Raw genomic sequence first — 25,846 nt, 5'->3', positions numbered from 1 at the left:
CGCCGCGCGCTCGTGCCACACGCTCAACTGTCATCGCCCGACTTGATCGGGCGATCCGGTATTCCAGAGACGTCAGTCGTATACGGAGAAGCCGCGGCGTACTGGATGCCCCGGTCAAGCCGGGGCATGACAGCGGTATGCTGGGGGGGCGCTTCGCCCTACCCCTTCCGCACATCCCCGGCTTCGGCCTCGCTGGTCTCCAGCGAGGCCGGCTCGATCCCGTAGCGCTTGGTCAGCGGCATCTGGGCGATGGCGAAGATCATGGTGATCGGGGTGACGCCGAACACCTTGAAGTTCACCCAGAAATCCGTGCTCTGGGTGCGCCAGACGATCTCGTTCAGCACTGCCATGCCGGCAAAGAACAGCGCCCAGCGCAGCGTGAGGATACGCCAGCCCTGCGGCGTCAGGTTGAACATCTGGTCGAACATCACGGCGATGAAGGAGCGGCCGAACAACAGGCCGCCGCCGAGGATCGCGGCGAACAGACCGTAGATGATGGTCGGCTTGACCTTGATGAAGGTCTCGTCGTGCAGCACCAGGGTCAGCGTGCCGAACACCAGCACGATCACGCCGGTCACGATTGCCATGATCGGGATGTGGCGCGTCACCACATAGGAGGCAGCCATCGCCGCGACGATCGCGACCATGAAGGCGCCGGTCGCGGCGAACAGGTTGAATTTCGCATTGACGAAGAAGAACACGAGCAACGGACCGAGCTCGGTCGCAAGCTTGAACAGCGGATGCGGCTGGGTCTTGTCCATTCTCAGCTTTCGATTCCGGCGATGGCGCGGGCGAAATCGCGCGCAGTAAACGGCGCGAGATCGTCGACGCCTTCGCCGACGCCGATGAAATGCACCGGCAGTTTGAACTTCTCCGCAAGCGCCACCAAAATGCCGCCGCGCGCGGTGCCGTCGAGCTTCGTCATCACGAGGCCGGTGACACCGGCGGTGCGATGGAACGCCTCGACCTGCGACAGCGCGTTCTGGCCGACTGTAGCATCGAGCACCAGCAGCACGGCATGCGGCGCAGTGTCATCCACCTTGCGGATCACGCGCACGACCTTTTCGAGCTCGTTCATCAGCTCGGCCTTGTTCTGCAGCCGGCCGGCGGTGTCGATCAGCAGCACGTCGATGCTCTGCTCCTTAGCCGCGGTGAGCGCGTTGAAGGCAAGACTGGCCGAATCCGAGCCCTGCGCGCCCGCGATGACCGGCGTCTTCGTCCGCTCGCCCCACACCTTGAGCTGCTCGATCGCGGCCGCGCGAAACGTGTCGCCGGCGGCGAGCATCACCTTGCGGCCTTCGGATGCGAATTTCTGCGAGAGCTTTCCGATGGTGGTGGTCTTGCCGGAACCGTTGACGCCGACGACGAGGATGACGAACGGCTTCTTGGCCACATCGATCTCAAGCGGCTTTGCCACCGGCGACAGCACCTTCTCGACCTCGGTGGCAACGACGTCCTTGACCTCGTCCGCCGAGATCGCCTTGTCGTAGCGGCCTGCGCCGACGGCATCGGCAATGCGCACCGCGACGGAGGTCCCGAGGTCGGCCCGCAAGAGCACGTCCTCGATGTCGTCGAGCATGGCGCGGTCGAGCTTGCGCTTGGTGACGAGGTCGGCGACCGCGGTCCCGAGCGAGGACGAGGTACGCTTCAGCCCGTTGGACAGGCGGCGCCACCAGCTCAGCTTGGGGGTCTCGGAGGTGGTATCGTTCATGGTGGCGTGTTAGCCGTTCCGGCTCGCAAACGAAAGCCTTGACCGAAAGTCTTGCAATTGCTCGATGTTCCCGCATTGACCGCCGACGAGATCCTGGCCCGCGTGCTCCATCGCGATGGGTTGATGCTGATCATCGACAAGCCGGCCGGCCTGCCCGTGCATCGCGGCCCCAAGGGCGGCGCCAATCTGGAGGATTCCTTCGACGCGCTCCGCTTCGGCCTGCCGCGGCCGCCGGTGCTGGCCCACCGGCTGGACAAGGACACCTCCGGTTGCCTCGTGCTCGGGCGCCATCGCAAGGCGACCGCCTCGCTGGGCCTGCTGTTCAAGCATGGCAAGATCGGCAAGACCTACTGGACCGTGGTCGAGGGCGGCCCTGCCGAAGATGAGGGCACCATCGACATGCCGCTCGGCCGGCTCAATGCCGAACGCGGCTGGTGGCAGAAGCCGGATCCGGACGGGCAGAAGGCGATCACCAACTGGAAGGTGATGGGCCGGGGCGATGGTTTCACCTGGCTCGCCATGGAACCGGTGACCGGGCGGACCCATCAATTGCGCGTGCATTCGGCCGAGAGCGGCTGGCCGATCTTCGGCGATAACATTTACGGCAACGGCCCGCGCTTCGGCGAGCCGAAGCTGCATCTGCATTCCCGCGAGATCGTGGTGCCGATCTCCCGCAACAAGGAGCCGGTCCGCGTGGTCGCGCCGGCCCCGCCGCATATGCACGAGAAGCTCCGTGCGTGCGGGTGGAATGGGGAATAGGTGTCGACCCTCATGGTGAGGAGGCGCGTCGGCGCAGTCTCGAACCATGAAGGCCCAACTGTCGCCCGCGGCCATCCTTCGAGACGCCGCTACGCGGCTCCTCAGGATGAGGAGTGGTGGCCGGTCTGGGAGCAGGGCAGTGCTCCGCCATCCGCGCCATGGTTTACGAAACGTTCAGGGCTCGCCTCTAATGATAACGGTCGCTTAGAACAAGCTTCCGTCAATCCGCTCAGGACGAGCCGCGCGTCATGCCCAAGGCCGAGCTATCGATCATCGACGAGGTCGAATCCGCACTTCGGATCGGCTCGCCGGAAAAGGGCCTGGAAACGGCGCGGCGCGTCACCGACCTGTTCCTGTCCTCCGCCGGCAGTTTCAGCGACGAGCAGATCGCGTTGTTCGACGACGTGCTCGAGCGTCTGATCCGCACCATCGAGCTGCGTGCGATTGCCGACATGGGCGCACGCGTGGCGCTGGCCGAGATCAGCGCGCAGCTCGCGCCGATCGCGCAGGCGCCGCCTTCCGTGATCCGCCGCCTCGCCAACAATGACGAGATCCGCATCGCCGGTCCCGTGCTGCAGGAATCCGCGCGCCTCGACGATGGCGAGCTGGTCAAGATTGCCTCCAGCAAAGGCGAGCCGCATCTGCTCGCAGTCGCCGGCCGCTGGTGGCTGAAGGAGATCGTCACTGACGCATTGCTGGCGCGGCGCTATCCCAGCGTCAGCCGCCGGCTCGCCGCCAATCCCGGCGCGCGTGTCTCCGGAAGCGGATTCACCGTCATCGTCGGCCAGGCCGAAAGCGATCCCGAGCTCGCCGTGAGCGTCGGCGTCCGCGTCGACCTGCCGTCGGAGCTACGCCGCCAATTGCTGCGCTCGGCGACGGACGTGGTCCGCACGCGCCTGTTGTCGCGCGCGCCGCCGCATCTGTTCGAGGAAATCCAGAGTGCGATCGCCGCCGTCGCCGTCGGCGTCGAGCGCGAGATGTCGGGCGTTCGCGATTTCGAAGGCGCCAAGCGTGCCATCGCCCATCTCAAAGCCACCGGCCAGCTCAACGAGGCGACGTTGCTCGGCTTCGCCAGGCAGCGGCGCTATGAGGAGACCGCCGCGGCCCTGGCGGCGTTGTCCGGATCGACCGTCGAGGTGATTCGCCCGCTGATGCAGAGCCTGCGCGAGGACGGCCTACTGGTGCCGTGCAAGGCGGCGCAGCTCAGCTGGGACACGACGGTCGCCGTGCTCGAAAGCCGTTTTGCGACCGGTGCGATGAAGCCGGCCGACCTTGCCAAGGCGCAGGGGCATTACGCGCGCATGACGCCGGACAACGCAAGGCGCACGCTGCGGTTCTGGCAGGTCAGGGCGTCGTAGGCGGCGCGCTTTTTCGTACGGCTCATCCACACCCTCGGTGTCGTCCCGGCGAAGGCCGGGACCCATAACCACAGGAAGCAGTTAAGCTACGGCTGCCAGTTACTCTGCTTTGTTGGGACAAGCACCGCTAGCAATCGATAGATCACGCGGTATGGGTCCCGGCCTTCGCCGGGACGACGTTGGGGAAACAGCGCGTCGCAACTCTCTACAGCCGGATTATACGGTCAACCGTTCGCCATCGCTGCCGGCGATCATCACCGGCACGATGCTGCCCACCCGCTCGTCCGCAATCGCCACCGGCAGATAATGCTCCGTGCGGCCCTGCCCCTCGCTCTCGATCAGCACATCGCGCGTCGCGCCGATCTCGGCTTGCAACCGCTGCCGTAATGCCGCGTCTCCCACCGCGCGCAGCCGCTTCGCACGCTCCTTGATCACGCCACCCGCCACCTGCGGCATCCGCGCGGCGGGCGTGCCGGGGCGCGGGGAATAGGGGAAGACGTGCAGGAACGTCAGTCCGCATTCTTCGACGAGATCGAGCGAGCGCGAGAACATCTCCTCGGTCTCGGTCGGGAAACCCGCGATGATGTCGGCGCCGAAGGCGACATCAGGGCGCAGGCGGCGGACCTGGTTGCAGAACGCGATCGCATCGTGCCGCAAGTGCCGCCGCTTCATGCGCTTCAGGATCAGGTCGTCGCCTGACTGCAGGGACAGGTGCAAATGCGGCATCAGACGCGCATCCTCAGTGATCGCGTCGAGCAGGTCGCTGTCGGCCTCGATCGAATCGATCGAGGAGATGCGCAGGCGCTTCAACTCGGGCACGTGCCGCAGGATCTGCTTGGTCAGCATGCCGAGCTTGGGAGCGCCGGGCAGGTCAGCGCCATAGCTGGTGAGATCGACACCGGTCAGCACGATCTCGGCATGGCCGCGCTCGGCCAGCGCCCGCACCTGCTCGACCACGGCACCCATCGGCACCGAGCGCGAATTGCCGCGACCGAACGGGATGATGCAGAAGGTGCAGCGATGATCGCAGCCGTTCTGCACCTGCACGAACACGCGGGGCAGGCCGGTCGCAAAGCCGTCGACGAGATGCGGCGCCATCTCCCGGACGGACATGATGTCGCTGACGGCGATCTTTTCGCTGGCGCCGATGTCGAACGCATCACGCGTCTGCTGCCACGCCTCGCTGCGCATCTTGTCGTCATTGCCGACGACGCGATCGACCTCGGCCATGCCGGCGAACATCGCAGCTTGCGTCTGCGCCGCGCAGCCGGTGACGACGATGCGCGCCTCCGGGCGCTCGCGCTTCAGCTTGCGGATCGACTGACGCGCCTGCGCGACCGCCTCGTTGGTGACGGCGCAGCTGTTGATGACGATGGTGTCGGAAAGGCCTGCGCCTTCCGCCTTGCCGCGGATCACCTCGGCCTCGAAGGCGTTGAGGCGGCAGCCGAAGGTGACGATGTCGACGGCCATCAGCCGACCGGCGCGAACAGCGCCGGATCGAAATTGCCCTCAAATTCGAAGGTCGCCGTGCCCGTCATCAGCACGTGGTCATCGCGCTCGCGCCATTCGATGCCGAGCTTGCCGCCGGGCAGCGTGATCTCGACCTTGCGCTCGGCGCGCTTCAGGCGCGCGGCCGCAACCGCCGTCGCGCAGGCTGCCGAACCGCAGGCTCGGGTCAGGCCCGCGCCGCGCTCCCAGGTGCGGATCGTGATGTGCTCGCGATCGACGATATGGGCGAGCGTGATGTTGGCGCGCTCGGGGAAGATCGGGTGGTTTTCGAGCAGCGGACCGAAGCGCCCGAGATCGTAGGCGTTGACGTCGTCGACCCAGAACACCGCGTGCGGATTGCCCATGCTCACCACTGAGGGCGAATGCAGGATCGGATTGTCGATCGGCCCGATCTGCAATTCGATGTAGCGGGTGTCGCGAAACTCTTCCGCCAGCGGAATGTCCTGCCAGCCGAATTTTGGCGCGCCCATGTCCACCGTGTAGAGCTCCGGCGCCGGACCCTGCCAGGCATTGAGCAGGCCGGCGGCGGTCTCGAAAGTCGCCGTGCTCTGGCCGGTCTTCTCGAAGATGCGGCGGACCACGCAGCGCATGCCGTTACCGCAGGCGCCGGCTTCGGAGCCGTCATTGTTGTAGATGCTGATGAAGGCCTCGGTGCCGTCGAGCCGCGGCTTCTGCAGCACCATGAGCTGGTCGTAGGGCACGCCGCCCTGCGCGGACGCCACGGCGCGGGCGTCGTCCGGCGTCACCCGGCCTGCGGAATCGCGCATGTCGACAACGACGATCTCGTTGCCGATGCCGTTCATCTTGGCAAATGCGTGGTTGGCCAGCGCGCTCATGAAAATTCCCGAATTTCGCCTGCCTTATATGGCGATCCTTGGCCGCTTGGCCAGTGATTTGCCACCCCGAGCAGGACATCTGCCATGACGCATCTGTCATGGGACGAATTCGGCGCTCGCGTGTTAGAACGGCGCGGTTCGCGCGACCCGGGATACGCGGCCCGGTTAAGGCCTTGGTGGGCAAGGTCTGGGGAGAATAAAATGAACATTTTTCGTCGTTTCGCTATGGCTGCGCTGATCCCGGCGGCGGCCATGTCGTTTGGGCTGTCCAGCGCGCTGGCGCAGACCCCGAGCCCGGCGCCGGCGGCATCGGCAAGCCCCTCTTCGACAAGCCCCTCTTCGACAAGTCCTGCGCCGGCCCCGTCGGCCTCGCCCGCTCCGGCTGCAAGTGCCTCGCCCGCCCCCGCGGCAACACCCTCGCCTGCGGCGAGCGCCTCACCCGCTCCTGCAGCATCGCCAGCGCCCGCAGCCAGCGCCTCGCCCAGCCCGCCGCCGGCTGCGGCCGCCACCCCTGCCCCGGTGCAGACCGCCGACCCCTTCGGCCTCGAGACCACGCTGGAGCCGAAGAAGGTCGTGATGGTCAAGGGCACTGCCAATTGGGATTCCGCCTTCGACACGCTGATCGACGCCTTCAAGGCGCTGAACACGCTGCTGGACAAGCAGGGCATCAAGCACGCCGGCAATTCGATGATCGTCTACACCTCGACGGATGACACCGGCTTCACCTTCCTCGCCGAGATCCCGGTCGAGCAGGACCCGAAGAACCTGCCCAAGGACATGAGCGTCGGCAAATCGCCGGAGGGCAAGGCACTGAAATTCGTCCATCGCGGCTCCTACGACAACATGGACAACACCTATGAGGCGATCACCAATCACCTCGACGACAAGAGACTGGAAGCCAAGGACACCTTCATCGAGGAATACCTCACCGATCCCCTGAAGACGGCGGAGGACAAGCTCGTGATCAATGTTTTCGTGCCGCTGAAGTGAGACTGATGAAAAAGCCTGCCGTACTCGCCGCCGTCCTTGCCACCACTTTGCTGGCCGCACCCGCGCGCGCCGACGATTTTCCCGCCGCGATCTCGGTGAGCGGCGAAGCCTCCGTGTCCGCGGCACCTGATCTCGCGCAACTCGACGCCGGTGTCGCCAACGACGCCAAGACGGCGAAGGAGGCCTCCGATGCCAACAACGCCGCGATGGGCAAGGTGCTGCTGGCGCTGAAGGGCGCCGGCATCGCCGAGAAGGACTACCAGACCTCGCGGCTGTCGCTGCAGCCGCAATACGGCCAGAACAAATCCACCGGCGCCTCGCCTGTCGTCGGCTTCCGCGCCTCCAACCGCGTCACCGTGAAGATCCGCGACGTGACCAAGGTGGCCACCATCATCGATACGCTGGTCAGCGCCGGCGCCAACGACATCGGCAACATCTCCTTCGAGGTGACGCAGGCCTCAAAGCTGCTCGACGACGCGCGCGAGCAGGCGGTGGCCGACGCGCGGCGCAAGGCGGAGATCTATGCGAAGGCCACCGGCGTGACGCTTGGCACGCCGCTCAGCGTCTCCGAAGGCGGTGGCCCGGTGCCGCTGTTTAGGACGCGGATGGACAAGGCCCCGATGGCTGCGCCCGCCGCGGTTGCGCCGGGCGAGGAGACGCTGTCGGTGACGGTGAATGTGAGCTGGGCGATCAAGCAGGGGCAGTAGCCTCTTTCGTAAGAGGCGCATCGCCGCAACACCTAATCAATCATTCGCGCTGATATCAGTAAAAAGGAACCCCGCCGGCGTCTTGGTAAAGACGAAGATGAGCTCGCCGCAGAAGATGAAGTAACTGTCGTTCTTATAATCATCGCGATCGTAGACGGCCTTGCCGCGCTGGATACACGCGCGATTTTTTGCCGTGAACGAGGTCCGATAGGTCTTGGCGCCAAATTGCGCGGCGTCGCGAATTGCGTTGTCGTTCATGAACGGCAATCGTGTCATACCGGCGACGGCGACGGAATCGTTTGCCTTCAGCGCCGCGCGAAACTTCTCGATGAAGCCATCGAATTCCTTCTGCAAGGCAGGAGAAGCGACGGCGTCCTTCGCCCGGGCGACGGCTGGAGCAAGGTTCACAAGAGCGGTTGCGAGCACAATTCTCAGCAAAAATCCCACAGGTCGGCTCCGTCCGTCGATCGATCAAGGTCTTCCGACCGAAAGAAATTCATGGTGTTTTGTTGCGTCAGGGGCTTTCTGGTTCAACGGCGCAGAGCCGCACGAACTTGTCGCCGGAGCAAAGCGGACATTGCCTTCGTCGCATCACGCCGCCGGGTTTATGGATACACGACCTAAATCTCCACCACCTGCCCCGGCTTCATCGCCACGAACTTCTCCTGCGGAATCTTCGCCGCATCGAGCGCTTCGACCAGCGCCTTGGCCGGCGCATCGATCGCTTCGTCCGTGAGCTGGAACGTGCCGTGGTGATGCCCGAGCGCGGCCTCGGCGCCGCAATCGGTCAGCGCTTTCACCGCATCTTCCGGGTTCATGTGCTGGTCGCGCATGAACCAGCGCGGCTCGTAGGCGCCGATGGGGAGGATGGCGAGGCGTAGGGCCCCGTGCTTCTCGGCGACGCGGCGGAAATGCCGGCCATCGCCATAGCCGGAATCGCAGACCACGTAGATTTTCCCGGCCGGCGTCTCCAATACGAAGCTCGCCCACAACGCCTTGTTGCGGTCGAACAGGCCACGCGCGGTCCAGTGCCGGGTCGGCACCAGATGCACGGCGACGCCTTCGCCGAGCTCGACGCGGTCGTGCCAGTCGAACGCTTCCGCCCTGATCGTGGGATCGACGCCGCGCATCGTCACATCGTTGCCGAGCGGGGTCACCACGCGCGGGCCAAAATTCTTCGCGAGGCGCGACAGCGTCGCCATGTCCAGATGATCGTAATGGCCGTGCGAGACCAGCACGACGTCGATCTTCGGCAGCTTCTCGAAGGCGACGCCGGGATCGTTGTGCCGCTTCGGCCCGGCCCAGGCGACCGGCGAGACCCGCGAGGACCAGACGGGATCGACCAGGATGTTGACGCCGCCGGCCTGGATCAGCCAGCTGGCGTGGCCGACGAAGGAGAGCCGCACCTTGTCGCCGTCGACCCGCGCCGGCGGGGTGTCGGCATGGGGGCTCGGAACCCAGTCCGGCCAGGTCGCCCGCTGCCGCTTGCCGCTGAACTGCCAGCGCAGCACCTCGCGAAGCGATTTTGGCGGCGCGCCGTCCGGATCGAAGAAGTGCAGGCCGTTGAAATGGTCGGAGGCGGGTCCGTCATAGGTCTTCATGCGGGACATCCAGAGGGAGGGGACGCCGACCAGGGCACCGGCTCCGGCAAGCAGTCCGAAAAGGCGGCGGCGGGTGACCGGCACGGGCGGGCTTCTAGGGTTGGTCGGGGTGGCAAGACATCACCGGCTATATGGGCGGGGCCGCCGGAAAAGGAACCCATCGTCAAAAATGACCTATTTTCAGAGTCTTATCTTACCAAAGGCGTCCCGGTACCCTAACTTTCCTTGACTTTTAGGCGGGAGCGGCGTTTAACCCCGCCACTTTCTCGGAAAGGCTTTCTTTTCGACCCGCCGACCGGCCCTCGAGGCCGGAGGTCAACGCCCGACAGCGCTATGCGCCCTCGGGCGCAAAGGTGTTTGGAAGATCGCCATTCTGGCGAGCAGGACAAGGACAACGGCATTGTTCGACAATCTGTCGGAACGGCTTGGTGGCATTCTCGATCGTCTGACGGGGCGCGGTGCGCTGACCGAAAAGGACGTCGACGCCGCGATGCGCGAAGTGCGCCGCGCGCTGCTGGAGGCAGACGTTGCGCTCGAGGTCGTGCGCAGCTTCACCGAGCGCGTGCGCGAGCAGGCGATCGGCGCCACCGTGGTCAAGTCGGTCACGCCCGGCCAGATGGTGGTCAAGATCGTCCATGACGAGCTGATCAACACGCTCGGCGCCGAAGGCCAGACCATCGACGTCAATTCCGTGCCCCCGGTGCCGATCATGATGGTCGGTCTCCAGGGCTCCGGTAAGACCACCACCACCGCGAAGCTCGCCCGCCGCCTGGTCCAGCGCGACAAGCGCAAGGTGCTGATGGCCTCGCTCGACGTCTATCGCCCGGCGGCGATGGAGCAGCTGGCCGTGCTCGGCCGCGACCTCGACATTCCGACCCTGCCGATCGTGGCGGGCCAGCAGCCGCCGCAGATTGCGAAGCGCGCGCTCGAAGCCGGCAAGCTCGGCGGCTACGACATCGTGCTGCTCGACACCGCCGGCCGCACCACGCTCGACGAAGAGATGATGGCGGAAGCCGCGGCGATCAAAGCGGCGGCCAATCCGCACGAAGTGCTGCTGGTTGCCGACAGCCTCACCGGCCAGGACGCGGTAAACCTCGCGCGCTCGTTCGATCAGCGCGTCGGCCTCACCGGCATCGTGCTGACCCGCGTCGACGGCGACGGCCGCGGCGGCGCTGCGCTGTCGATGCGCGCGGTCACCGGCAAGCCGATCAAGCTGATCGGCACCGGTGAAAAGACCGATGCGCTGGAGGATTTCCACCCCGATCGTATTGCCGGCCGCATCCTCGGCATGGGCGACGTGGTCTCGCTGGTCGAACGCGCCGCCGCCAATATCGACGCCGAGAAGGCCGCGCGCACCGCCGAGCGCATGCGCAAGGGTCAGTTCGACCTCAACGACATGCGCGAGCAGCTGTTGCAGATGTCGAACATGGGCGGCATCAGCGGGCTGATGGGCATGATGCCCGGCATCTCCAAGATGAAGAACCAGATCGCGGCGGCCGGCATCGACGACAAGATCCTGAAGCGCCAGGTCGCGATCATCGATTCCATGACGCGTGACGAGCGCCGTCATCCCGACCTGCTCAAGGCAAGCCGCAAGAAGCGCATCGCGGCCGGTAGCGGCCAGAGCGTCGAGCACGTCAACAAGCTCTTGAAGATGCACCGGAACATGGCCGACGTGATGAAGGCCATGGGCTCGGGCAAGCGCGGCCCGCTCGCGGGCATCGCGCAGGCGATGGGCTTTGGCGGCGGCATGAAGATGCCCTCTCCGGAAGAGATGAAGGCGATGCAGGAGAAGATGCAGGCCGGCGGCGGTGGCCTTCCGAATCTGCCGAAGGATCTGCCGCCCGGTCTTCGCAGCGGCCTGCCCAACCTTCCCGGCCTGACCGGGCTGAGCGGCAAGCCGACGCTGCCGGGCCTCGGCGGTTTCCCGGGCAAGAAGAAATGAGGAATTCGTCGCGGGGGATCGCACCGGTCTCGCGTGGCGCGGAATACCAATCAACCGAACAAAACGTACTTTGAAGGAGAACTAGATGTCCGTCGTTATCCGCCTCGCCCGTGCAGGCACCAAGAAGCGTCCCGTCTATCACGTCGTCGTCGCCGATTCGCGCTTCCCCCGCGACGGCCGCTTCATCGAGCGTCTCGGCTATTTCAACCCGCTGCTGCCGAAGGACAACGAGACCCGCCTGAAGCTCGACATGGACAAGGTGAAGTCCTGGCTCGCCAAGGGCGCGCAGCCGTCGGACCGCGTGATGCGCTTCCTCGATGCTGCCGGCGTCAAGAAGCGCGAAGCGCGCAACAACCCCGAGAAGGCCGTGCCGCGCAAGGAGCGCAAGGCGCAGGCCGAAGCCGCCGCCAAGGGCTAAGGCTAGATCATGTCGGCGCTGGTCTGCGTCGCGCGGATCGGCGCCGCGCATGGTGTGCGCGGTGCGGTCAAACTATGGACCTTCACCGAAGATCCGTTTGCCGTGAAGCACTACGGTCCGCTGCTCGCCAAGGACGGCAAGCGCCAGTTCGAGGTCGCGACGGCGCGCGAGGCGAAAGACCATCTGGTCGCGACGTTCAAGGGCGTCACGACCCGCGATGAGGCCGAGCGCCTCAACGGCATCGAGCTCTACGTCCCGCGTGAAAAACTGCCCGCGACGGACGAGGACGAATATTACCACACCGATCTGATCGGGCTCGCCGCTGTCACCACGGATGGCGATGCGCTCGGCCGCGTGCTCGCGATCCATAATTTCGGCGCCGGCGACATCATCGAGATCGCACCGCTCAAGGGCGCGACGATGCTGCTGCCGTTTTCGAATGCGGTGGTGCCGGAGGTCGACCTCAAAGGCGGCCGTGTCGTGATCGCGCTGCCGCAGGAGATCGAGGGCGATCGGGACGAGGACGAGACCCCTTCCGCGAGTCGTCCCGGCGAAAGCCGGGACCCATAACCACAAGTCGTGGTTTTGGCTAAGCTGGTAGCTCCAGCCGTCGCACAATTGAGTGCGATGGCTATGGGTCCCGGCCTTCGCCGGGACGACGAGAACTGAGATCCGATGACGTCCCCCTCACCCTGGCGCGCAACGGTGCTGACGCTGTTTCCGGAGATGTTTCCGGGGCCGCTTGGCGTGAGCCTGGCGGGCCGGGCGCTCGCCGCCGGGCTCTGGGAGATCGAGGCGCGGGACATCCGGGCCTCCGCCACCGACCGCCATCGCAGCGTCGACGACACCCCTGCGGGTGGCGGCCCGGGCATGGTGCTGCGGGCGGATGTTCTGGCGGCTGCCATCGATGCTGCAGAGATCGGGCCTGAGCGGCCGCGTCTGCTGATGAGCCCCAGGGGTCGGCCATTGACCCAGGCCCGCGTCATGGAGCTCGCCCAGGGCCCGGGGCCGCTGATCGTCTGCGGGCGGTTCGAGGGGATCGACCAGCGGGTGATCGACGGGAGGGGCCTGGAGGAGGTCTCGATCGGCGATTACGTGCTCTCAGGGGGCGAAATCGCAGCTTTGGCCCTGATCGACGCCTGCGTCCGGCTGCTGCCGGGGGTGATGGGCAAGGAAGCCTCGGGAACCGAGGAAAGCTTCTCCGACGGCCTGCTCGAATATCCCCAATATACCCGCCCCCAGCTGTTCGAGGGGGTCCCGATCCCGGAAATCCTGACCTCCGGGGACCACGCCAAGGTTGCCAGCTGGCGCCGGGCGCAATCCGAGGCCCTGACAGAGGCCCGGCGGCCGGATTTATGGGCCCAAATCCCACCCAAGCCCCCGAATCGGCCCCGTCGCCAAAAAACGCCAAAAAACAAGACAGACGGGTGACAAACGCTCCGGCTTGCCTTATAGGAGCGGCCAAATCCGCAATAGCTGGATAGACGAATTTCGCGCAGCCCCCGATCTGCGGCTGGGCGCGCCGATGGAGATTACCCCATGAACCTGATCCAACAGCTTGAAAAAGAGCAGTTCGAGAAGCTCTCCGCCACCAAGGAGATTCCGGAATTCGCCCCCGGCGACACCGTGATCGTCAACGTGAAGGTCGTCGAAGGCGACCGCACCCGCGTGCAGGCCTATGAAGGCGTCTGCATCGGCCGTTCCGGCGGTGGCCTCAACGAGAGCTTCACCGTTCGCAAGATCTCCTATGGCGAGGGCGTCGAGCGCGTATTCCCGCTGCTCTCCCCGATGATCGACTCGATCAAGGTGGTGCGCCGCGGCAAGGTGCGTCGCGCCAAGCTCTATTATCTCCGCAACCTTCGCGGCAAGTCGGCCCGCATCGTCGAGAAGCAGGACCGCCAGGCCGCCGTCGGCGAGTAAGCTTCGCCACCAGGCAAGTCTTTCGAAAGCGCGGGGCTCGGCTCCGCGCTTTTTTTGTTGCGTCAGTGCGGCGCGCAAGGTGCCCGTCCCTCACCCTGAGGAGCGCGGAACGCGCGTCTCGAAGGGCGAGGCCACCAGCCGGGCCTTCATCCTTCGAGACGCGCGCCAAGAGCGCGCTCCTCAGGATGAGGGGCATGCATGGCGCGCGTTGGCGGGCATTTGAAACCACTCGCGATTCCAATTCGGCCTGCTATATATTCTTGGAATGTTTCCAGATCTGACCAGCTTCGCACCTGTCCGGCGCATCGTCATCGACGATCGCTCGCGGCTGCCTGGCCGGTTCTTCGGACGCTTCGCGACCTCGGCAACGTCAGAGCTTACGCGCGCAGCCTAAAAGCTGCGCTGACGATTTTGTTGCCCGCGCGCGAGGCGCGCAATCCGCTTTCATAACATTCCCGGAGCTCAAGCTCATGTCCAAGCCGACCACCCTGTACGACAAGATCTGGAACGACCATCTGGTGCACGAAGCCAACGACGGCACCTGCCTGCTCTATATCGACCGTCACCTGGTCCACGAGGTGACCTCGCCGCAGGCGTTCGAAGGCCTGCGCGCGACGGGCCGCAAGGTCCACGCACCCGAGAAGACGCTCGCGGTCGTCGACCACAACGTGCCGACCACCGATCGCACCAAGCCGAACCCCGATCCTGAGAGCATCGAGCAGATCAAGGCGCTGGCCGAGAACGCCAAGGAATTCGGCATCGAATATTACAACGAGTTCGACAAGCGCCAGGGCATCGTCCACGTCATCGGCCCCGAGCAGGGCTTTACCCTGCCCGGCACCACCATCGTCTGCGGTGACAGCCATACCTCGACGCATGGCGCGTTCGGCGCGCTTGCGCACGGCATCGGCACGTCCGAGGTCGAGCACGTTCTGGCGACGCAGACGCTGATCCAGAAGAAGGCCAAGAACATGCGCGTCACCGTCGACGGCAAATTGCCCGACGGCGTGACCGGCAAGGATATCATCCTGGCCATCATCGGCGAGATCGGCACCGCGGGCGGCACCGGCTACGTGCTGGAATACGCGGGCGATGCGATCCGCGCGCTCTCGATGGAAGGCCGCATGACGGTCTGCAACATGTCGATCGAAGGCGGCGCGCGCGCTGGCCTGGTTGCACCCGACCAGAAGGCCTACGACTTCCTGCGCGACCGTCCGAAGTCGCCGAAGGGCGCGGCGTGGGACGCGGCGATGCGCTACTGGGAGAAGCTGCGTTCCGACGAAGGCGCGCATTTCGACCACGAGCTGCGCCTCGATGCAGCAAAACTGCCGCCGATCGTGACCTGGGGCACGAGCCCAGAGGACGTCATCTCGGTCACCGGCATCGTGCCCGATCCCGACAAGATCGCGGACGAGGCCAAGCGCATCTCCAAGCACCGCGCGCTGAAATATATGGGCCTGACCGCGGGCACGAAGATCACCGACATCAAGCTCGACCGCGTCTTCATCGGCTCCTGCACCAACGGCCGCATCGAGGACCTGCGCGCGGCAGCGAAGATTGCTGAAGGCAAGACCGTTTCAGCGAACGTCAACGCCATGGTGGTGCCGGGCTCCGGCATCGTGAAGGAGCAGGCCGAGGCCGAGGGGCTCGACAAGATCTTCATCAAGGCCGGTTTCGAATGGCGCGAGCCGGGCTGCTCGATGTGCCTCGCCATGAACCCGGACAAGCTGAAGCCGGAAGAGCGCTGCGCTTCGACCTCGAACCGCAACTTCGAGGGCCGCCAGGGCTTCAAGGGCCGCACGCATCTGGTGTCGCCGGCAATGGCGGCGGCTGCCGCGATCGCGGGTCACTTCGTCGACGTCCGGGACTGGCGGTAAGCCGGTTCCTGCAATTGTAGCGATCGCGGCAAAGCGCCGTTAATCGCCCGCAACGACACTGCGTCCTCGCGACGGTTCGCGAGGACGCAAAGCCATGGCCAACAAGCCCGAATATGTCGATCTGATCAGCGAGGCGACGCGCCAGCACCGGCGGCGCGCCGCGCCGCTTCGCATCGTCGCGAAGCCCGAGGTCGAGGAGACCTCAAAGCTCAGCCGCTGGCCGCCGGCGATGTTTCGGCAGTGGAAGGTCGAGAACCTGATGCGGTGGAAGGCTTCGTCGTGGAAGCTGAAGGATTGGCTGTAATGACCGGATGAACAAAGGGCGCCGTCACGGCGCCCTCTTCATTTCGATCGTGCTTACCAATAGCGGTACGGGTTGTGCCAGCGGCGCCAATGGTGCCAGCGGCAGATACGGCGCGGGCCGTAATAGGTCCAGATGATCCGGCAGCGGCGCGGATAGTGGTAGTAGGGATAGTAGCCGCCGTAATAATAGCGCCGGTGGAAGTGGCGATAGCCGAAATGGGGGCGATAGCCCCAGTGGCGGTGGTAGCCGCCGTAATGACGAAATCCGCCGTAGCGAATACCGCCGCCGTGGAAGGCCGGCGCGGCGCGGAAGCCGCCGCCATGAAAGCCGCCGCCGCGGAATCCGCCGAAATGTCCGCCGCCACCGCGGAAGCCACCGCCGCCGTGAAAATGTCCGCCACCACCATGTCCGCCGCCGCCATGCCGGACCTGCGTGACGAGGTCGTCGGCCGCGGCCTTCGTCGCGGGTGACGTCGCCGGATTGATCAAGCTGAGCGCTTCGGCGCGGCGCGCCGTCCCGGCCGTCAGCATCAGCGTCGCGGCAGCCGCAATCCCGAGCAAGCGCATCGGGCTTGCCCTGAGACCCAAACTCCTCGGCATGGAATTCTCCCTGAATGTGGACAGCGGCATTGCGGCGCAACGTCTCGCGCCGCCGCTGTTCATTTGCAGTCGCTCCCGAGATTAAATTACGGACAGCGACGTGAACGCGTTATGAATAGACGAGGTTTCCGAGCGGCACGACGCCGTAGCCCGGATGAAGCGCAGCGCAATCCGGGAATGGTGTCACACGCCGCACGAAATTCCCGGATTTCGCTACGCTCCATCCGGGCTACAAGATTGCGAAGGAATTCTTGCGATGACGGTCTACGCGATTGCGCAATTGAAGATGACTGACCGCGCTGCCTATGACCGCTATCAGGCGCGGTTCTTTGACGTGTTCAGGAAGTACAACGGGCGGCTGCTCGCCGCCGATGAACATCCGCGCGTGCTCGAGGGCGCATGGCCGCACGACAAGCTCGTCATGATGTCGTTTCCCGACGAGGCGGCATTCCTCGCCTTCTCGAACTCGCCCGAATACGAAGACATCTCGCGCGACCGCAAGGCGGGGGCGCAGGCGACGGTGCTGCTGGTGAAGGGATTTGCGCCGGCCGGTTAGCGGATCACCAGAACGGCCCGTAGCCGAACACGAAGGGGGCGGGCACGGCGTAGGGATAGGGACGATAATAGGCCGGGCGCGCGTAATAGCGTGGATCACGGCGCACGGCAGGCCGCACGATGTCAGAGGTTCGCACGTGTCGCCGCGCATCGAAAACCGCGATCCCCGCCGAGGCCTCCGGCACCGTCACCCTGTGTGCCGCAGAAGCGCGAGGCAGGCCGGCGGCAAGCGCGACGGCAAATGCGGCCAGTGCAATCCATCTCGCCATGATGACCCTCACGAGGCCTCCGCGCTGCCGGCGTCAGCCCCGGCGCCAGTAGCAGCTCATATGCGGCGTGATTACTGTGCCGCTGGGCCTGTGTTCCTGCACATAGGCGACGTTGCATTCGCGGACCGCGTCGGGACCGGGATTGTAGCGGGGATAGACGCCATCAGGGGTGTAATAGGGCGTGACGCGCAGGCGCGCCGGGGGCCGCCGGCGCGGTGGAGGGACGTCGTCGGGCGAGACCGCCTGGGCCAGCCGGATCTCGGGAGCAGCCATCTGCGCCTGGGCATTGGCCTTCGCGCCGACAAAAAAAGTCGAAAACAACCCCATGCACAGTAGAACCGGTACTGCTGTTCCCGCCCGCATCACATCACCACCGACCTGAGCCAACCCCTTGATGCGCCGTACGCTCCTCGTTTTCGCGCGCGGCGTCAACGCCCCGATCCTATAAAGCGGGATGCATCGCCGCGGAACCCGCGCTATGACGGTCTCATGTGGACGGAATTGAAAGCGCCCTCGCTGGCCGAAATGGAAGCGACGGCCCATGACATCTTCGACCGCCTGCCGGCGGAATTTCGCAAGCTCTGCGAGGGCGTGATTCTCCGCGTCGACGACTTCCCGACCGACGAGGTCCTGGACGAGATGGAATGCGAGAGCGAGTTCGACCTGCTCGGCCTGTTCCAGGGCGTCGGCCTGCCCCAGCAGAGTCTTGGCGACGTGGCGCGGCTGCCCAACATGGTCTGGCTCTACCGCCGCCCGATCCTGGACTACTGGGCCGAGCACGACGAAAGCCTCGGCCATATCGTCCGCCACGTCCTGATCCACGAGATCGGCCACCATTTCGGTCTCTCGGACGACGATATGGCCGCGATTGAGGCTAAGGCAGACTAGATCTGCCGAATTCGGCCTAGGATTCCCGCCCCGATCGCGATAAATAGCGGTTCCCCCAGACCTACCCGGGAAAGCGCAACCATGGACAAGTTCACCACGCTGGAAGGCGTCGCGGCGCCGCTGAAGATCATCAATGTCGACACCGACATGATCATTCCGAAGCAGTACCTCAAGACCATCAAGCGCACCGGCCTTGGCAAGGGGCTCTTCTCCGAGCAGCGCTACAAGGACGACGGCAGCGAGAACCCGGATTTCGTCCTCAACCAGCCCGCCTATCGCAATGCGAAGGTACTGGTGGCCGGCGACAATTTCGGCTGCGGCTCGAGCCGCGAGCATGCGCCCTGGGCGCTGCTCGACTTCGGCATCCGCTGCGTGATCTCGACCTCGTTCGGCGACATCTTCTACAACAACTGCTTCAAGAACGGCATTCTGCCGATCCGCGTTTCGCAGGAAGACCTCGACAAGCTGTTCGACGACGCCGAGCGCGGCGCCAACGCGACGCTGACGATCGACCTGCCGAACCAGGAGATCCGCGGTCCCGACGGCGGCAAGGTCAAGTTCGAGATCGATCCGTTCCGCAAGCACTGCCTGATCAACGGCCTCGACGACATCGGTCTCACCATGGAGAAGAAGACCTCGATCGACACCTATGAAGAGAAGCTCAAGCGCGAGCGCGCCTGGGCCTGATCGTAAGTTTTCGTCCGAGCCCCGGCGTTGCAAGCGCCGGGGCTTTTTCTTTGCCCCGCTCGTCTCCTATAGCTTCGCTGCATGCTGCCCGAGATCGTCACCTTCTGGCATGGCCCGATGGACGCACTGCGCCAGACCTGTCTGCGCTCGCAGCTCGCGGCCGGCCACAAGGTTACGGTCTACAGCTTCGACCCCATTCCCGGCCTGCCGGCGGGCGTCGCGAACGCCGAGGCCGAAGCGATCCTGCCGCACGCGTTCTCGGAGCGGCTGCGGCCGCCGCAGCCCGACGGCAGCTGGCGCGACTGGACCACGCTGCAGTTCAGCGACTTCTTCCGCATGAAGCTGATGGCGAAGGGGCTCGGCCTCTGGCTCGATGCCGACGTGCTGCTGCTCAAGCCCGCCGAGATCGATCCGGCAAAACCCTATTTCGCCTGGGAGCGGCCACGCCAGCTCGGCAATTCCGTGATCTACCTGCCGCCCGACCACGGCATCGTTGCCGCCTTTGAAGAGCTGATGGAGCAGGAGGAGCTGACGCCGAACTGGCTCTCGGTCCGCCACCGCATCACCTTCATGATGCGCCGCCTGCGCGGCGGTTCGAACCGGCTCTCGGATATTCGCGTCGCGATCTACGGCCCCGCGGCACTCACCGCGCTCGCGCGCCGCACCGGCGAATTGCAGAACGCGCTGCCGAAGCAGTCGTTCTATGCCGTGCATGCCGAGCCAAAGCTGTTCTTCGATCCCACGAGCTATCTCGGCCTCGTCACCAACCCCGAGATCATCGGCCTGCACATCTCGCCAAAGGGCCGCGGCGGCGAGAAGCCGATTCCGGGCAGCCTGTATGCCTGGGCGGCGGAGAGATTTGCGTAGCTCTCGTCGCGTGTCCCGGACGCGGTGCGGCGCGAAGTGCCGCTCCGCAGAGCCGGGACCCATCACGCCGGATTACTGGGTCCCGGCTCTGCGCAGCAGCGTTGCACGCTGCAGCGCGTCCGGGACACGACCTTGATCGCTTCTCAATTTGATCCAGCGCAACGCGCTCCTGCACCATTGTGCCTAATCTGGCTCCAATTCCACGATCCCAACGGAGCCTCGCATGAGCACCGCAAGCAGGCCTTATCCCATCGTTCAGGACCTCATCGAGTCCTTCGCAAACTGGCTGAAGCATCGCCGCGAGATGAACGAGATGCGGCAGCTCGACCGCGCCGATTTCGACCGCATCGCGAGCGATCTCAGGATCGCGCCTGATGATCTCGAAGAGCTGGTCCGCCACGGCAAGCATGCCGCGGACGAGCTGCCGAAGATGCTGGAACAGCTCGGCATCAGTGCCGAGGGGCTCGGCCGCGCACAGCCGCTGCTGCTGCGCGACATGGAGCGGGTCTGCGCGCTCTGCAATCACAAGGGAGAGTGCGGCCGCGATCTCACTGAGGGCACCGCCGCGGAGAACTATCACGGCTATTGCGCCAACGCCGCGACGCTGGAGTCGCTCGACCGCGCCGACCTCGCGCCGCGGTGATCGAAAATTGATTGTCCCGACGCGCGCAGCCGCTGCTGTCGCGCGCGACATGGAGCGGTTCTGTCCCGCTCTGCAGTCACAAGGGACAGTGCGGCCGCGATCTCGCCAGCGCTACCCTCACCGGGAAAGACCTCGACCATCTGCCGGACCGCCGATAGCGGCGCACAGCAGAGCTCCCACCTTGTGGGCACTTCGCCGCGTGGCGACGGGCGCCAATAGTATGATGTATGCAACATCCTGTTCGCGCGGCGAGGAGGCCGGAAAGCTCTCCGCAATAGTCCGTGCTTGATCTCGACTATTGGCTCTGTTTGGATGATTGCATTCGGCAATTCATACTTTGGACAATTATGGCAAATGGAATCGATGGATACAGTCGTTCATTGGGGGCTCGTCCACAAACGAATATCGTGACCGCCCAACGCAAGGAGATCGGGAACCGGCTCTTGGCGGCGTTGCCGCCGGCGGACCTCGGTTTGCTCACGCCCCACTTCCAGAAGGTCTCGTTCGAACCCGATGCCGTCCTGGTGCGATCGGGCGATGAGCTCGACCCGGTCTATTTTCCCCATAGCGGCGCAATCGCCTTCATGCTCGATATGCCGGACGGGCAAACGGTCGCGACCACCTTGATGGGACGGGAGGGCGCTTTGGCCTCGTTCTCCGTGCTCGGCCCGTCGCCTTCATCGGTGACCGCGATTGCCCGCGTAGCCGGCACTGCATCGGTGATCTCCGCCGCCAAATTTCGCGCTGCCCATGCGCAAAGCGCAGCCATCAGGAATGTCGTGCAGGTCCACGCCCGCGCCGTGCTGTTGCAGCTCCAGCACGTCGCCGCTTGCAACGCGCTGCACCGGGTGGATGGCCGCATGGCGCGGTGGCTCCTGCAGCTTCACGACCGCGTTCCCGAGGACCTGCTTCCGGTGACGCAGGAGGCGCTGGCGCAATTGGTCGGGGTGCGGCGGACGACAGTGACCCTGACGATGAGCAAGCTGCGCGAGGCCGGCGCCATCCCGTCCGAGCGGCGCGGGTTTGTCGAGATCCATCGGGGGCGGCTCGAGAGGATCGCATGCGATTGCTATGCGCTCATGCAGCGCAAGATCGATCGGATGTATTGCCAGGAATTGGCGGCGCCGCATCCTGCCGATAGGCCGTTCCGGGAAAGGGCCATGGTCGCCTCCGACTGAGCGGGCGACTTCCTCCTGGCGCGAGATTGCGCTAGGTGCTCGATAGCCGATGCGCCCCGGAAATCATGCGTCATTCACGGCGTAGCGGATCAGTCGTTCACAAGCCGCTTCGCTAACATCCGCTCCTGGTGCGCCGATGTCATCAAGGAAGTCGCGCGCGATGAAGCCCTCAAGAAAATAATCATACCGCGTGCCGGCTCGGAAGACCGGATCGGCGGTGTCAGGGGATTCACTCGAAACAAGGACTTCGGCGCTACAGCTCCACGGCTGGACCATGTAGATCGTTTCCGTCTCCGACCAGTTCTGTCGAGACAAGAGCAATTCTTGCAGAGTCACCTCATCCCCCCTCGGCATCAGAAGAGCCGATACGGCACTCTTAGGTGTACGCTCTAGCCCTTCCCCATCGCTGCGATTGCATCCGCGATCTCGATCGTGCGCCTGGCCATGTCGGCGTGCAGGCGCTCCACCATCGCACCATCCAGACGGATCGCGCCGCGCGCGGCGTTCTCCGGCAATTCGAACGCCGCGATGATCTTTCGGGCGCGTGCGACTTCCTCCTCCGGCGGGGTGAAGATCGCGTTGCAGGCGTCGATCTGCGAGGGATGGATCAGCGTCTTGCCGTCGAAGCCGAGGTCGCGGCCCTGCGCGCATTCGGTGGCGAAGCCGTCGGAATTGGCGATGTCGCTGTAGGGGCCGTCGAGAATCTCGAGGCCATGGGCGCGCGTCGCAAGGATGCAATGGGTGATCATCGGGATCATCGCGGCGCGGCCGGGCAGCATCCGGATGCGCGTCTCGCGCGAGATGTCGTTCGGGCCGAACACGAAACCGGAGAGCCGCGTTTTGGGATCGCGGCCGGCGGCGGCCAGCTCCTCGGCGTGCAGCACGGCGCGCGCGGTCTCGATCATGGCCCAGACCTTGACGGTGGGCGCGGCACCGAGTTCGGCGAGACGGCGGCCGATGGCGTCGAGATCTTCGATGCTTGAAACTTTTGGAACCAGGATGCCGTCGGGCGAAGCCTTTGCGGCCATCGCGACGTCATCGGCCCACCAGGGCGTGTCGAGGCCGTTGGTGCGGATCAGGACCTCGCGCTTGCCGAACCCCTTGGCCGCGATCGCGGCGGCGATCCCGTCGCGGGCCACCGCCTTGGCCTCGGGGGCGACGGAGTCTTCGAGATCGAGGATCAGGCCGTCGGCGGCCAGATTCCGCGCCTTTTCCAGCGCGCGGGGGTTGGAGCCGGGCATGAACAGATGGCTGCGGCGCGGGCGGGTCATGCGATCGTTCCTTCCAGTTTCCTCGTCTCTCTTATGACCTGAGCCGATAGCACTTGGCATGCCTATTCGAAAGGCTTGTTCGTTCCCGGGCTCTATGGTTAGGCATAGGTCATGATGACATTCCCGAAGCATTTGCTGGAAGGCTACAAGGCCTTCGCCACCCAGCGGCTGCCGACCGAGCAGACCCGCTATCGCGAGCTGTCGGTGAAGGGACAGTCGCCGGAAGTGATGGTGATCGGCTGCTGCGACAGCCGCGTCTCACCCGAGGTGATCTTCGATGTCGGCCCGGGCGAATTGTTCGTCGTCCGCAACATCGCCAACCTCGTGCCGGTGTACCAGCCCGACGGCAACGCGCACGGCGTCTCGGCGGCGCTGGAATATGCGGTGACGGTGCTGAAGGTGAAGCACATCGTGGTGCTCGGCCACGCGCAATGCGGCGGCATCCGCGCCTTCGTCGACAAGATCGAGCCGCTGACGCCCGGCGACTTCATCGGCAAATGGATGCAGATGTTCATCAAGCCCGGCGAGGTGGTCGAGCAGCGCGACCACGAGTCCATGGCGCAGTTCGTCGAGCGCATCGAGAAGGCCGCGGTGTTCCGCAGCCTGGAGAACCTGATGACCTTCCCGTTCGTGCGCAAAGCCGTGGATGCCGGCCAGATGCAGACCCACGGCGCCTATTTCGGCGTCGCGGAGGGATCGCTGTTCGTGCTGGACAAGGTCGCGAAGGAATTTCGCGCGGCGTAGCGTAGGCCGCCGCTCCTGTAGGGTGGGCAAAGGCGCGCTTGCGCCGTGCCCACCATCTCTCTCGATTTTAGGAAGGTGGTGGGCACGCTTCGCTTTGCCCACCCTACGGCAGCGGAGTTACGCCGCCTTCTTCTTCGCGGTGATCAGCTTGCGGTTGATCAGGACTTCCGCGATCTGGATCGCGTTGAGGGCTGCGCCCTTGCGCAGATTGTCGGACACGCACCAGAGCACGAGACCGTTCTCCACCGTCGCGTCCTCGCGGATGCGGCTGATATAGGTGGCGTCCTCACCGGCCGCCTCATAAGGCGTCGCGTAGCCGCCGGGCTCCTGCTTGTCGATGACGAGACAACCCGGCGCCTTGCGCAGGATCTCGCGGGCTTCGTCCGCGGTGATCGGATTCTCGAACTCGATGTTGACGGCTTCGGAGTGGCCGACGAACACGGGCACACGCACGCAGGTCGCGGAGAGCTTGATCTTGGGATCAAGGATCTTCTTGGTCTCCGCCATCATCTTCCACTCTTCCTTGGTGTAGCCGTCCTCCATGAAGACGTCGATGTGGGGGATGACGTTGAAGGCAATGCGCTTCGGAAACTTCTTCGCGACCAGTTCGTCATTGGTGTAGACGGCCTTGGTCTGCGAGAACAGCTCGTCCATCGCGTCCTTGCCGGCGCCCGACACCGATTGATAGGTCGAGACCACGACGCGCTTGATCGTCGCCTTGTCGTGCAGCGGCTTGAGCGCGACGACGAGCTGCGCGGTCGAGCAGTTCGGGTTGGCGATGATGTTCTTCTTCTTGAAGCCTTCGGTCGCGGCCGCGTTCACTTCCGGCACGATCAGCGGCACGTCCGGATCCATGCGCCAGGCCGAGGAATTGTCGATCACAACGGCGCCGGCGGCGCCGATCTGCGGCGACCATTCCTTCGACACCGAGCCGCCCGCCGACATCAGGCAGATGTCGACGTCCGAGAAATCGTAATGCTCGAGCGCTTTGACCTTCAGGGTGCGGTCGCCATAGGAGACCTCGACGCCGACGCTGCGGCGCGAGGCCAGGGCCACGACCTCGTCCGCGGGGAATTTGCGCTCATCGAGGATGTTGAGCATTTCCCGTCCGACATTGCCGGTCGCGCCGACGACTGCGACTTTGTAACCCATCGTTCACTCTCCGATGAAAAAGCCCGTTCCTGAAGCTGACGCTTAAACAGGAAGAGCAGCGCTTCTATGCGAGAACCGGCCTCAAGACAACGTTGGACCATGCCCGAAGGCCGTGGATGCAGTCGCCAGAGGCCAGGACGGCCGTTAGCCCTACCCAGATCCATCTGACGCTCGCAGCCTTCGCCGACGAGGTGGTCGGCACGGTGGCACGCCTGTTCGCCTATGTAGGGGCGCTGCTCCTGTTTGCCATCCTGGGCCTCGCCGCCCTCGGCCAGCTGCCTGCCTTGCGCGATGATGAGCCCGCCTCCAGGCCCGGCTGGAGCATCGCCGACCGCTCGCATCCGGCCTTCGCCCTCAGCCGGCTCGATTCATCCGAGAAAACAGCATCTTACGCCATCCTCCGGCATCCCGAAGGGGGCCGCAGGGACGTGATGCGCTGGGCGAGCGAGGCCGACAAGCCTCTGGCCCAGCTTGAGATCTACCGGGAGGGCGGCGAATTCGAAGTGGCCCGCCCGGCGGCGGCCGACCTCGCCGTCCAGATGGGTTTGGCTGCGGACACCCCGCTCGAACAGGCCGGCCTGATCGACACCAAATTCGGTCCCGTCGCCCTGTTCCGGCCGACCGGCACGGCGAAGGCGGCCTGCCTCGGCTACCTCAAGCGCAGCGAGGAGCCGGCGCTGCAGATCTCCGGCTTCTCCTGCCAGGGCGATACGCTGCCGGCGCAGCGCGCGGCGGTCGCCTGCACGCTGAACCGGCTGACGCTGCTCACCTCCGGCAACGAGCCGAAGCTGGCGGAATTGTTCGCCCGTGCCGAGCTGAGGCGCCGGGGTTGCGATGCCCAGGGCTCGCCGGACTGGCTGCTCGGCGCCGCGAACGCGCAATTGCGCGGGGCGCTTTGACCTGCGTCAAGGATCTGCATCAAGCTCAAGTGGCTGGTTTGCATGCAACTTTTGCCGGCGCGCCCGATTATTCCGCGCTGGTGTGACCCAATAGACCTAGTTGCAGCCACCCCGGCCGGGCTAGTATGGGGCGAAATCGACTGGCGGCGTGCCGCCTGA

The 25,846-nt window shown here is 65.0% G+C and carries 31 protein-coding genes; 19 read left to right on the top strand and 12 right to left on the bottom strand.

Annotated elements, in window-relative coordinates; all coding sequences use genetic code 11:
• Window positions 1-158: 158 nt before the first annotated feature.
• On the bottom strand, window positions 159-761 hold the full coding sequence (locus JQ603_RS33350) for a septation protein A (protein WP_018643916.1): 603 nt from the start codon (window positions 759-761) through the stop codon (window positions 159-161).
• A 2-nt stretch (window positions 762-763) separates the two neighbouring features.
• The gene (ftsY, locus tag JQ603_RS33345) at window positions 764-1,711 is read right to left on the bottom strand and encodes a signal recognition particle-docking protein FtsY (protein ID WP_212346416.1); all 948 of its coding nucleotides are present in this window, start codon (window positions 1,709-1,711) and stop codon (window positions 764-766) included.
• A 57-nt stretch (window positions 1,712-1,768) separates the two neighbouring features.
• Here ftsY and JQ603_RS33340 point away from each other — a divergent pair, with 57 nt between their 5' ends.
• Both JQ603_RS33340 and JQ603_RS33335 read left to right on the top strand, forming a co-directional pair.
• Window positions 1,769-2,470 carry an RluA family pseudouridine synthase gene (locus JQ603_RS33340; protein ID WP_212346646.1) on the top strand — a complete coding sequence of 234 codons (702 nt, stop codon included), beginning with the start codon at window positions 1,769-1,771 and terminating at the stop codon, window positions 2,468-2,470.
• 248 nt (window positions 2,471-2,718) lie between these two features.
• Complete coding sequence (locus JQ603_RS33335) at window positions 2,719-3,828, top strand: DUF2336 domain-containing protein (RefSeq protein WP_212346414.1); 1,110 nt, start codon at window positions 2,719-2,721, stop codon at window positions 3,826-3,828.
• Between the two features lie 216 nt (window positions 3,829-4,044).
• Here JQ603_RS33335 and mtaB read toward each other — a convergent pair whose 3' ends face one another.
• Together mtaB and dapF are read right to left on the bottom strand one after the other, a co-directional pair.
• Window positions 4,045-5,298 (bottom strand): tRNA (N(6)-L-threonylcarbamoyladenosine(37)-C(2))-methylthiotransferase MtaB, encoded by a 1,254-nt coding sequence (gene mtaB, locus JQ603_RS33330; RefSeq protein WP_212346411.1) that lies wholly within the window; start codon window positions 5,296-5,298, stop codon window positions 4,045-4,047.
• The gene (gene dapF / locus JQ603_RS33325; RefSeq protein WP_212346409.1) at window positions 5,298-6,173 is read right to left on the bottom strand and encodes a diaminopimelate epimerase; all 876 of its coding nucleotides are present in this window, start codon (window positions 6,171-6,173) and stop codon (window positions 5,298-5,300) included. The genes mtaB and dapF overlap by 1 nt, the downstream gene beginning before the upstream one ends.
• Window positions 6,174-6,374: 201 nt before the next feature.
• Here dapF and JQ603_RS33320 point away from each other — a divergent pair, with 201 nt between their 5' ends.
• Window positions 6,375-7,163, top strand: coding sequence for a GyrI-like domain-containing protein (locus JQ603_RS33320; protein ID WP_212346407.1), 789 nt, complete (start codon window positions 6,375-6,377; stop codon window positions 7,161-7,163).
• A gap of 5 nt (window positions 7,164-7,168) precedes the next feature.
• Entirely contained in the window at window positions 7,169-7,870 is a 702-nt protein-coding gene (locus JQ603_RS33315; RefSeq protein WP_212346405.1) for an SIMPL domain-containing protein, read from the top strand.
• 36 nt (window positions 7,871-7,906) lie between these two features.
• Here the strand turns inward: JQ603_RS33315 and JQ603_RS33310 are convergent, their stop codons facing one another.
• Entirely contained in the window at window positions 7,907-8,317 is a 411-nt protein-coding gene (locus JQ603_RS33310; RefSeq protein ID WP_349630769.1) for a hypothetical protein, read from the bottom strand.
• A 173-nt stretch (window positions 8,318-8,490) separates the two neighbouring features.
• Window positions 8,491-9,555, bottom strand: a complete 1,065-nt coding sequence (locus JQ603_RS33305) for an MBL fold metallo-hydrolase (protein WP_212346404.1) — start codon at window positions 9,553-9,555, stop codon at window positions 8,491-8,493.
• Between the two features lie 316 nt (window positions 9,556-9,871).
• Here JQ603_RS33305 and ffh point away from each other — a divergent pair, with 316 nt between their 5' ends.
• The 7 genes from ffh (at window position 9,872) to JQ603_RS33270 (ending at window position 15,935) form a co-directional block, all read left to right on the top strand.
• Window positions 9,872-11,416, top strand: coding sequence for a signal recognition particle protein (gene ffh / locus JQ603_RS33300; protein WP_212346401.1), 1,545 nt, complete (start codon window positions 9,872-9,874; stop codon window positions 11,414-11,416).
• An 85-nt stretch (window positions 11,417-11,501) separates the two neighbouring features.
• Window positions 11,502-11,834 carry a 30S ribosomal protein S16 gene (gene rpsP, locus JQ603_RS33295; protein WP_018643926.1) on the top strand — a complete coding sequence of 111 codons (333 nt, stop codon included), beginning with the start codon at window positions 11,502-11,504 and terminating at the stop codon, window positions 11,832-11,834.
• 9 nt (window positions 11,835-11,843) lie between these two features.
• Window positions 11,844-12,404, top strand: a complete 561-nt coding sequence (gene rimM / locus JQ603_RS33290) for a ribosome maturation factor RimM (protein ID WP_212346399.1) — start codon at window positions 11,844-11,846, stop codon at window positions 12,402-12,404.
• A gap of 105 nt (window positions 12,405-12,509) precedes the next feature.
• Window positions 12,510-13,265 carry a tRNA (guanosine(37)-N1)-methyltransferase TrmD gene (gene trmD, locus JQ603_RS33285; RefSeq protein ID WP_212346396.1) on the top strand — a complete coding sequence of 252 codons (756 nt, stop codon included), beginning with the start codon at window positions 12,510-12,512 and terminating at the stop codon, window positions 13,263-13,265.
• 108 nt (window positions 13,266-13,373) lie between these two features.
• Entirely contained in the window at window positions 13,374-13,754 is a 381-nt protein-coding gene (rplS, locus tag JQ603_RS33280; RefSeq protein WP_018643929.1) for a 50S ribosomal protein L19, read from the top strand.
• 470 nt (window positions 13,755-14,224) lie between these two features.
• Complete coding sequence (gene leuC / locus JQ603_RS33275) at window positions 14,225-15,631, top strand: 3-isopropylmalate dehydratase large subunit (RefSeq protein WP_212346393.1); 1,407 nt, start codon at window positions 14,225-14,227, stop codon at window positions 15,629-15,631.
• 94 nt (window positions 15,632-15,725) lie between these two features.
• The gene (locus tag JQ603_RS33270; protein ID WP_212346390.1) at window positions 15,726-15,935 is read left to right on the top strand and encodes a hypothetical protein; all 210 of its coding nucleotides are present in this window, start codon (window positions 15,726-15,728) and stop codon (window positions 15,933-15,935) included.
• Between the two features lie 53 nt (window positions 15,936-15,988).
• On the opposite strand, the gene JQ603_RS33265 is transcribed toward JQ603_RS33270, so the two are convergent.
• Window positions 15,989-16,534, bottom strand: coding sequence for a hypothetical protein (locus JQ603_RS33265; RefSeq protein ID WP_212346386.1), 546 nt, complete (start codon window positions 16,532-16,534; stop codon window positions 15,989-15,991).
• Window positions 16,535-16,790: 256 nt separating this feature from the next.
• Here JQ603_RS33265 and JQ603_RS33260 point away from each other — a divergent pair, with 256 nt between their 5' ends.
• The gene (locus tag JQ603_RS33260; protein ID WP_212346384.1) at window positions 16,791-17,090 is read left to right on the top strand and encodes a DUF1330 domain-containing protein; all 300 of its coding nucleotides are present in this window, start codon (window positions 16,791-16,793) and stop codon (window positions 17,088-17,090) included.
• 4 nt (window positions 17,091-17,094) lie between these two features.
• Here the strand turns inward: JQ603_RS33260 and JQ603_RS33255 are convergent, their stop codons facing one another.
• Both JQ603_RS33255 and JQ603_RS33250 read right to left on the bottom strand, forming a co-directional pair.
• The gene (locus JQ603_RS33255; protein ID WP_212346383.1) at window positions 17,095-17,358 is read right to left on the bottom strand and encodes a hypothetical protein; all 264 of its coding nucleotides are present in this window, start codon (window positions 17,356-17,358) and stop codon (window positions 17,095-17,097) included.
• Window positions 17,359-17,391: 33 nt separating this feature from the next.
• Window positions 17,392-17,685: a hypothetical protein gene (locus tag JQ603_RS33250; RefSeq protein WP_212346381.1), complete on the bottom strand. Its 294-nt coding sequence runs from the start codon at window positions 17,683-17,685 to the stop codon at window positions 17,392-17,394.
• A gap of 162 nt (window positions 17,686-17,847) precedes the next feature.
• Between JQ603_RS33250 and JQ603_RS33245 the strand changes: the two genes are divergently transcribed.
• From JQ603_RS33245 to JQ603_RS33225, 5 genes are all read left to right on the top strand, one after another.
• Complete coding sequence (locus tag JQ603_RS33245) at window positions 17,848-18,246, top strand: metallopeptidase family protein (protein ID WP_212346379.1); 399 nt, start codon at window positions 17,848-17,850, stop codon at window positions 18,244-18,246.
• An 81-nt stretch (window positions 18,247-18,327) separates the two neighbouring features.
• Window positions 18,328-18,933, top strand: a complete 606-nt coding sequence (gene leuD, locus JQ603_RS33240; RefSeq protein ID WP_212346377.1) for a 3-isopropylmalate dehydratase small subunit — start codon at window positions 18,328-18,330, stop codon at window positions 18,931-18,933.
• 81 nt (window positions 18,934-19,014) lie between these two features.
• Window positions 19,015-19,800 carry a hypothetical protein gene (locus JQ603_RS33235; protein ID WP_212346375.1) on the top strand — a complete coding sequence of 262 codons (786 nt, stop codon included), beginning with the start codon at window positions 19,015-19,017 and terminating at the stop codon, window positions 19,798-19,800.
• Window positions 19,801-20,023: 223 nt separating this feature from the next.
• Window positions 20,024-20,443 (top strand): hypothetical protein, encoded by a 420-nt coding sequence (locus JQ603_RS33230; RefSeq protein WP_212346372.1) that lies wholly within the window; start codon window positions 20,024-20,026, stop codon window positions 20,441-20,443.
• A gap of 407 nt (window positions 20,444-20,850) precedes the next feature.
• The gene (locus tag JQ603_RS33225; RefSeq protein ID WP_212346640.1) at window positions 20,851-21,621 is read left to right on the top strand and encodes a Crp/Fnr family transcriptional regulator; all 771 of its coding nucleotides are present in this window, start codon (window positions 20,851-20,853) and stop codon (window positions 21,619-21,621) included.
• A 63-nt stretch (window positions 21,622-21,684) separates the two neighbouring features.
• Here the strand turns inward: JQ603_RS33225 and JQ603_RS33220 are convergent, their stop codons facing one another.
• Together JQ603_RS33220 and JQ603_RS33215 are read right to left on the bottom strand one after the other, a co-directional pair.
• Window positions 21,685-21,957 carry a hypothetical protein gene (locus tag JQ603_RS33220; RefSeq protein WP_212346369.1) on the bottom strand — a complete coding sequence of 91 codons (273 nt, stop codon included), beginning with the start codon at window positions 21,955-21,957 and terminating at the stop codon, window positions 21,685-21,687.
• A gap of 53 nt (window positions 21,958-22,010) precedes the next feature.
• Window positions 22,011-22,892, bottom strand: coding sequence for an HpcH/HpaI aldolase/citrate lyase family protein (locus tag JQ603_RS33215; protein WP_212346366.1), 882 nt, complete (start codon window positions 22,890-22,892; stop codon window positions 22,011-22,013).
• Between the two features lie 111 nt (window positions 22,893-23,003).
• Here JQ603_RS33215 and JQ603_RS33210 point away from each other — a divergent pair, with 111 nt between their 5' ends.
• The gene (locus JQ603_RS33210) at window positions 23,004-23,636 is read left to right on the top strand and encodes a carbonic anhydrase (protein WP_212346364.1); all 633 of its coding nucleotides are present in this window, start codon (window positions 23,004-23,006) and stop codon (window positions 23,634-23,636) included.
• Between the two features lie 117 nt (window positions 23,637-23,753).
• Here JQ603_RS33210 and JQ603_RS33205 read toward each other — a convergent pair whose 3' ends face one another.
• A complete protein-coding gene (locus JQ603_RS33205; RefSeq protein ID WP_212346362.1) occupies window positions 23,754-24,788 on the bottom strand; it encodes an aspartate-semialdehyde dehydrogenase in 1,035 nt (344 codons plus the stop codon).
• A 116-nt stretch (window positions 24,789-24,904) separates the two neighbouring features.
• Between JQ603_RS33205 and JQ603_RS33200 the strand changes: the two genes are divergently transcribed.
• Entirely contained in the window at window positions 24,905-25,687 is a 783-nt protein-coding gene (locus JQ603_RS33200) for a hypothetical protein (RefSeq protein WP_212346360.1), read from the top strand.
• Window positions 25,688-25,846: the final 159 nt, after the last annotated feature.

The sequence above is a fragment of the Bradyrhizobium liaoningense genome (genome assembly GCF_018130825.1).
Lineage (GTDB): Bacteria > Pseudomonadota > Alphaproteobacteria > Rhizobiales > Xanthobacteraceae > Bradyrhizobium > Bradyrhizobium liaoningense_B.
Note: the sequence above shows the minus strand (reverse complement) of the source record. Positions and strands in the feature narration are given on the sequence as shown.

Bases quoted from the DNA above. Each gene is read 5' to 3' on its own strand.
- JQ603_RS33350 (WP_018643916.1), bottom strand. From the start codon at position 761: ATGGACAAGACCCAGCCGCATCCGCTGTTCAAGCTTGCGACCGAGCTC.
- ftsY (WP_212346416.1), bottom strand. From the start codon at position 1,711: ATGAACGATACCACCTCCGAGACCCCCAAGCTGAGCTGGTGGCGCCGC.
- JQ603_RS33335 (WP_212346414.1), top strand. From the start codon at position 2,719: ATGCCCAAGGCCGAGCTATCGATCATCGACGAGGTCGAATCCGCACTT.
- mtaB (WP_212346411.1), bottom strand. From the start codon at position 5,298: ATGGCCGTCGACATCGTCACCTTCGGCTGCCGCCTCAACGCCTTCGAG.
- dapF (WP_212346409.1), bottom strand. From the start codon at position 6,173: ATGAGCGCGCTGGCCAACCACGCATTTGCCAAGATGAACGGCATCGGC.
- JQ603_RS33320 (WP_212346407.1), top strand. From the start codon at position 6,375: ATGAACATTTTTCGTCGTTTCGCTATGGCTGCGCTGATCCCGGCGGCG.
- JQ603_RS33315 (WP_212346405.1), top strand. From the start codon at position 7,169: ATGAAAAAGCCTGCCGTACTCGCCGCCGTCCTTGCCACCACTTTGCTG.
- rpsP (WP_018643926.1), top strand. From the start codon at position 11,502: ATGTCCGTCGTTATCCGCCTCGCCCGTGCAGGCACCAAGAAGCGTCCC.
- rimM (WP_212346399.1), top strand. From the start codon at position 11,844: ATGTCGGCGCTGGTCTGCGTCGCGCGGATCGGCGCCGCGCATGGTGTG.
- trmD (WP_212346396.1), top strand. From the start codon at position 12,510: ATGACGTCCCCCTCACCCTGGCGCGCAACGGTGCTGACGCTGTTTCCG.
- rplS (WP_018643929.1), top strand. From the start codon at position 13,374: ATGAACCTGATCCAACAGCTTGAAAAAGAGCAGTTCGAGAAGCTCTCC.
- leuC (WP_212346393.1), top strand. From the start codon at position 14,225: ATGTCCAAGCCGACCACCCTGTACGACAAGATCTGGAACGACCATCTG.
- JQ603_RS33270 (WP_212346390.1), top strand. From the start codon at position 15,726: ATGGCCAACAAGCCCGAATATGTCGATCTGATCAGCGAGGCGACGCGC.
- JQ603_RS33265 (WP_212346386.1), bottom strand. From the start codon at position 16,534: ATGCCGAGGAGTTTGGGTCTCAGGGCAAGCCCGATGCGCTTGCTCGGG.
- JQ603_RS33260 (WP_212346384.1), top strand. From the start codon at position 16,791: ATGACGGTCTACGCGATTGCGCAATTGAAGATGACTGACCGCGCTGCC.
- JQ603_RS33255 (WP_212346383.1), bottom strand. From the start codon at position 17,358: ATGGCGAGATGGATTGCACTGGCCGCATTTGCCGTCGCGCTTGCCGCC.
- JQ603_RS33250 (WP_212346381.1), bottom strand. From the start codon at position 17,685: ATGGGGTTGTTTTCGACTTTTTTTGTCGGCGCGAAGGCCAATGCCCAG.
- JQ603_RS33245 (WP_212346379.1), top strand. From the start codon at position 17,848: ATGTGGACGGAATTGAAAGCGCCCTCGCTGGCCGAAATGGAAGCGACG.
- leuD (WP_212346377.1), top strand. From the start codon at position 18,328: ATGGACAAGTTCACCACGCTGGAAGGCGTCGCGGCGCCGCTGAAGATC.
- JQ603_RS33235 (WP_212346375.1), top strand. From the start codon at position 19,015: ATGCTGCCCGAGATCGTCACCTTCTGGCATGGCCCGATGGACGCACTG.
- JQ603_RS33230 (WP_212346372.1), top strand. From the start codon at position 20,024: ATGAGCACCGCAAGCAGGCCTTATCCCATCGTTCAGGACCTCATCGAG.
- JQ603_RS33215 (WP_212346366.1), bottom strand. From the start codon at position 22,892: ATGACCCGCCCGCGCCGCAGCCATCTGTTCATGCCCGGCTCCAACCCC.
- JQ603_RS33210 (WP_212346364.1), top strand. From the start codon at position 23,004: ATGATGACATTCCCGAAGCATTTGCTGGAAGGCTACAAGGCCTTCGCC.
- JQ603_RS33205 (WP_212346362.1), bottom strand. From the start codon at position 24,788: ATGGGTTACAAAGTCGCAGTCGTCGGCGCGACCGGCAATGTCGGACGG.
- JQ603_RS33200 (WP_212346360.1), top strand. From the start codon at position 24,905: ATGCAGTCGCCAGAGGCCAGGACGGCCGTTAGCCCTACCCAGATCCAT.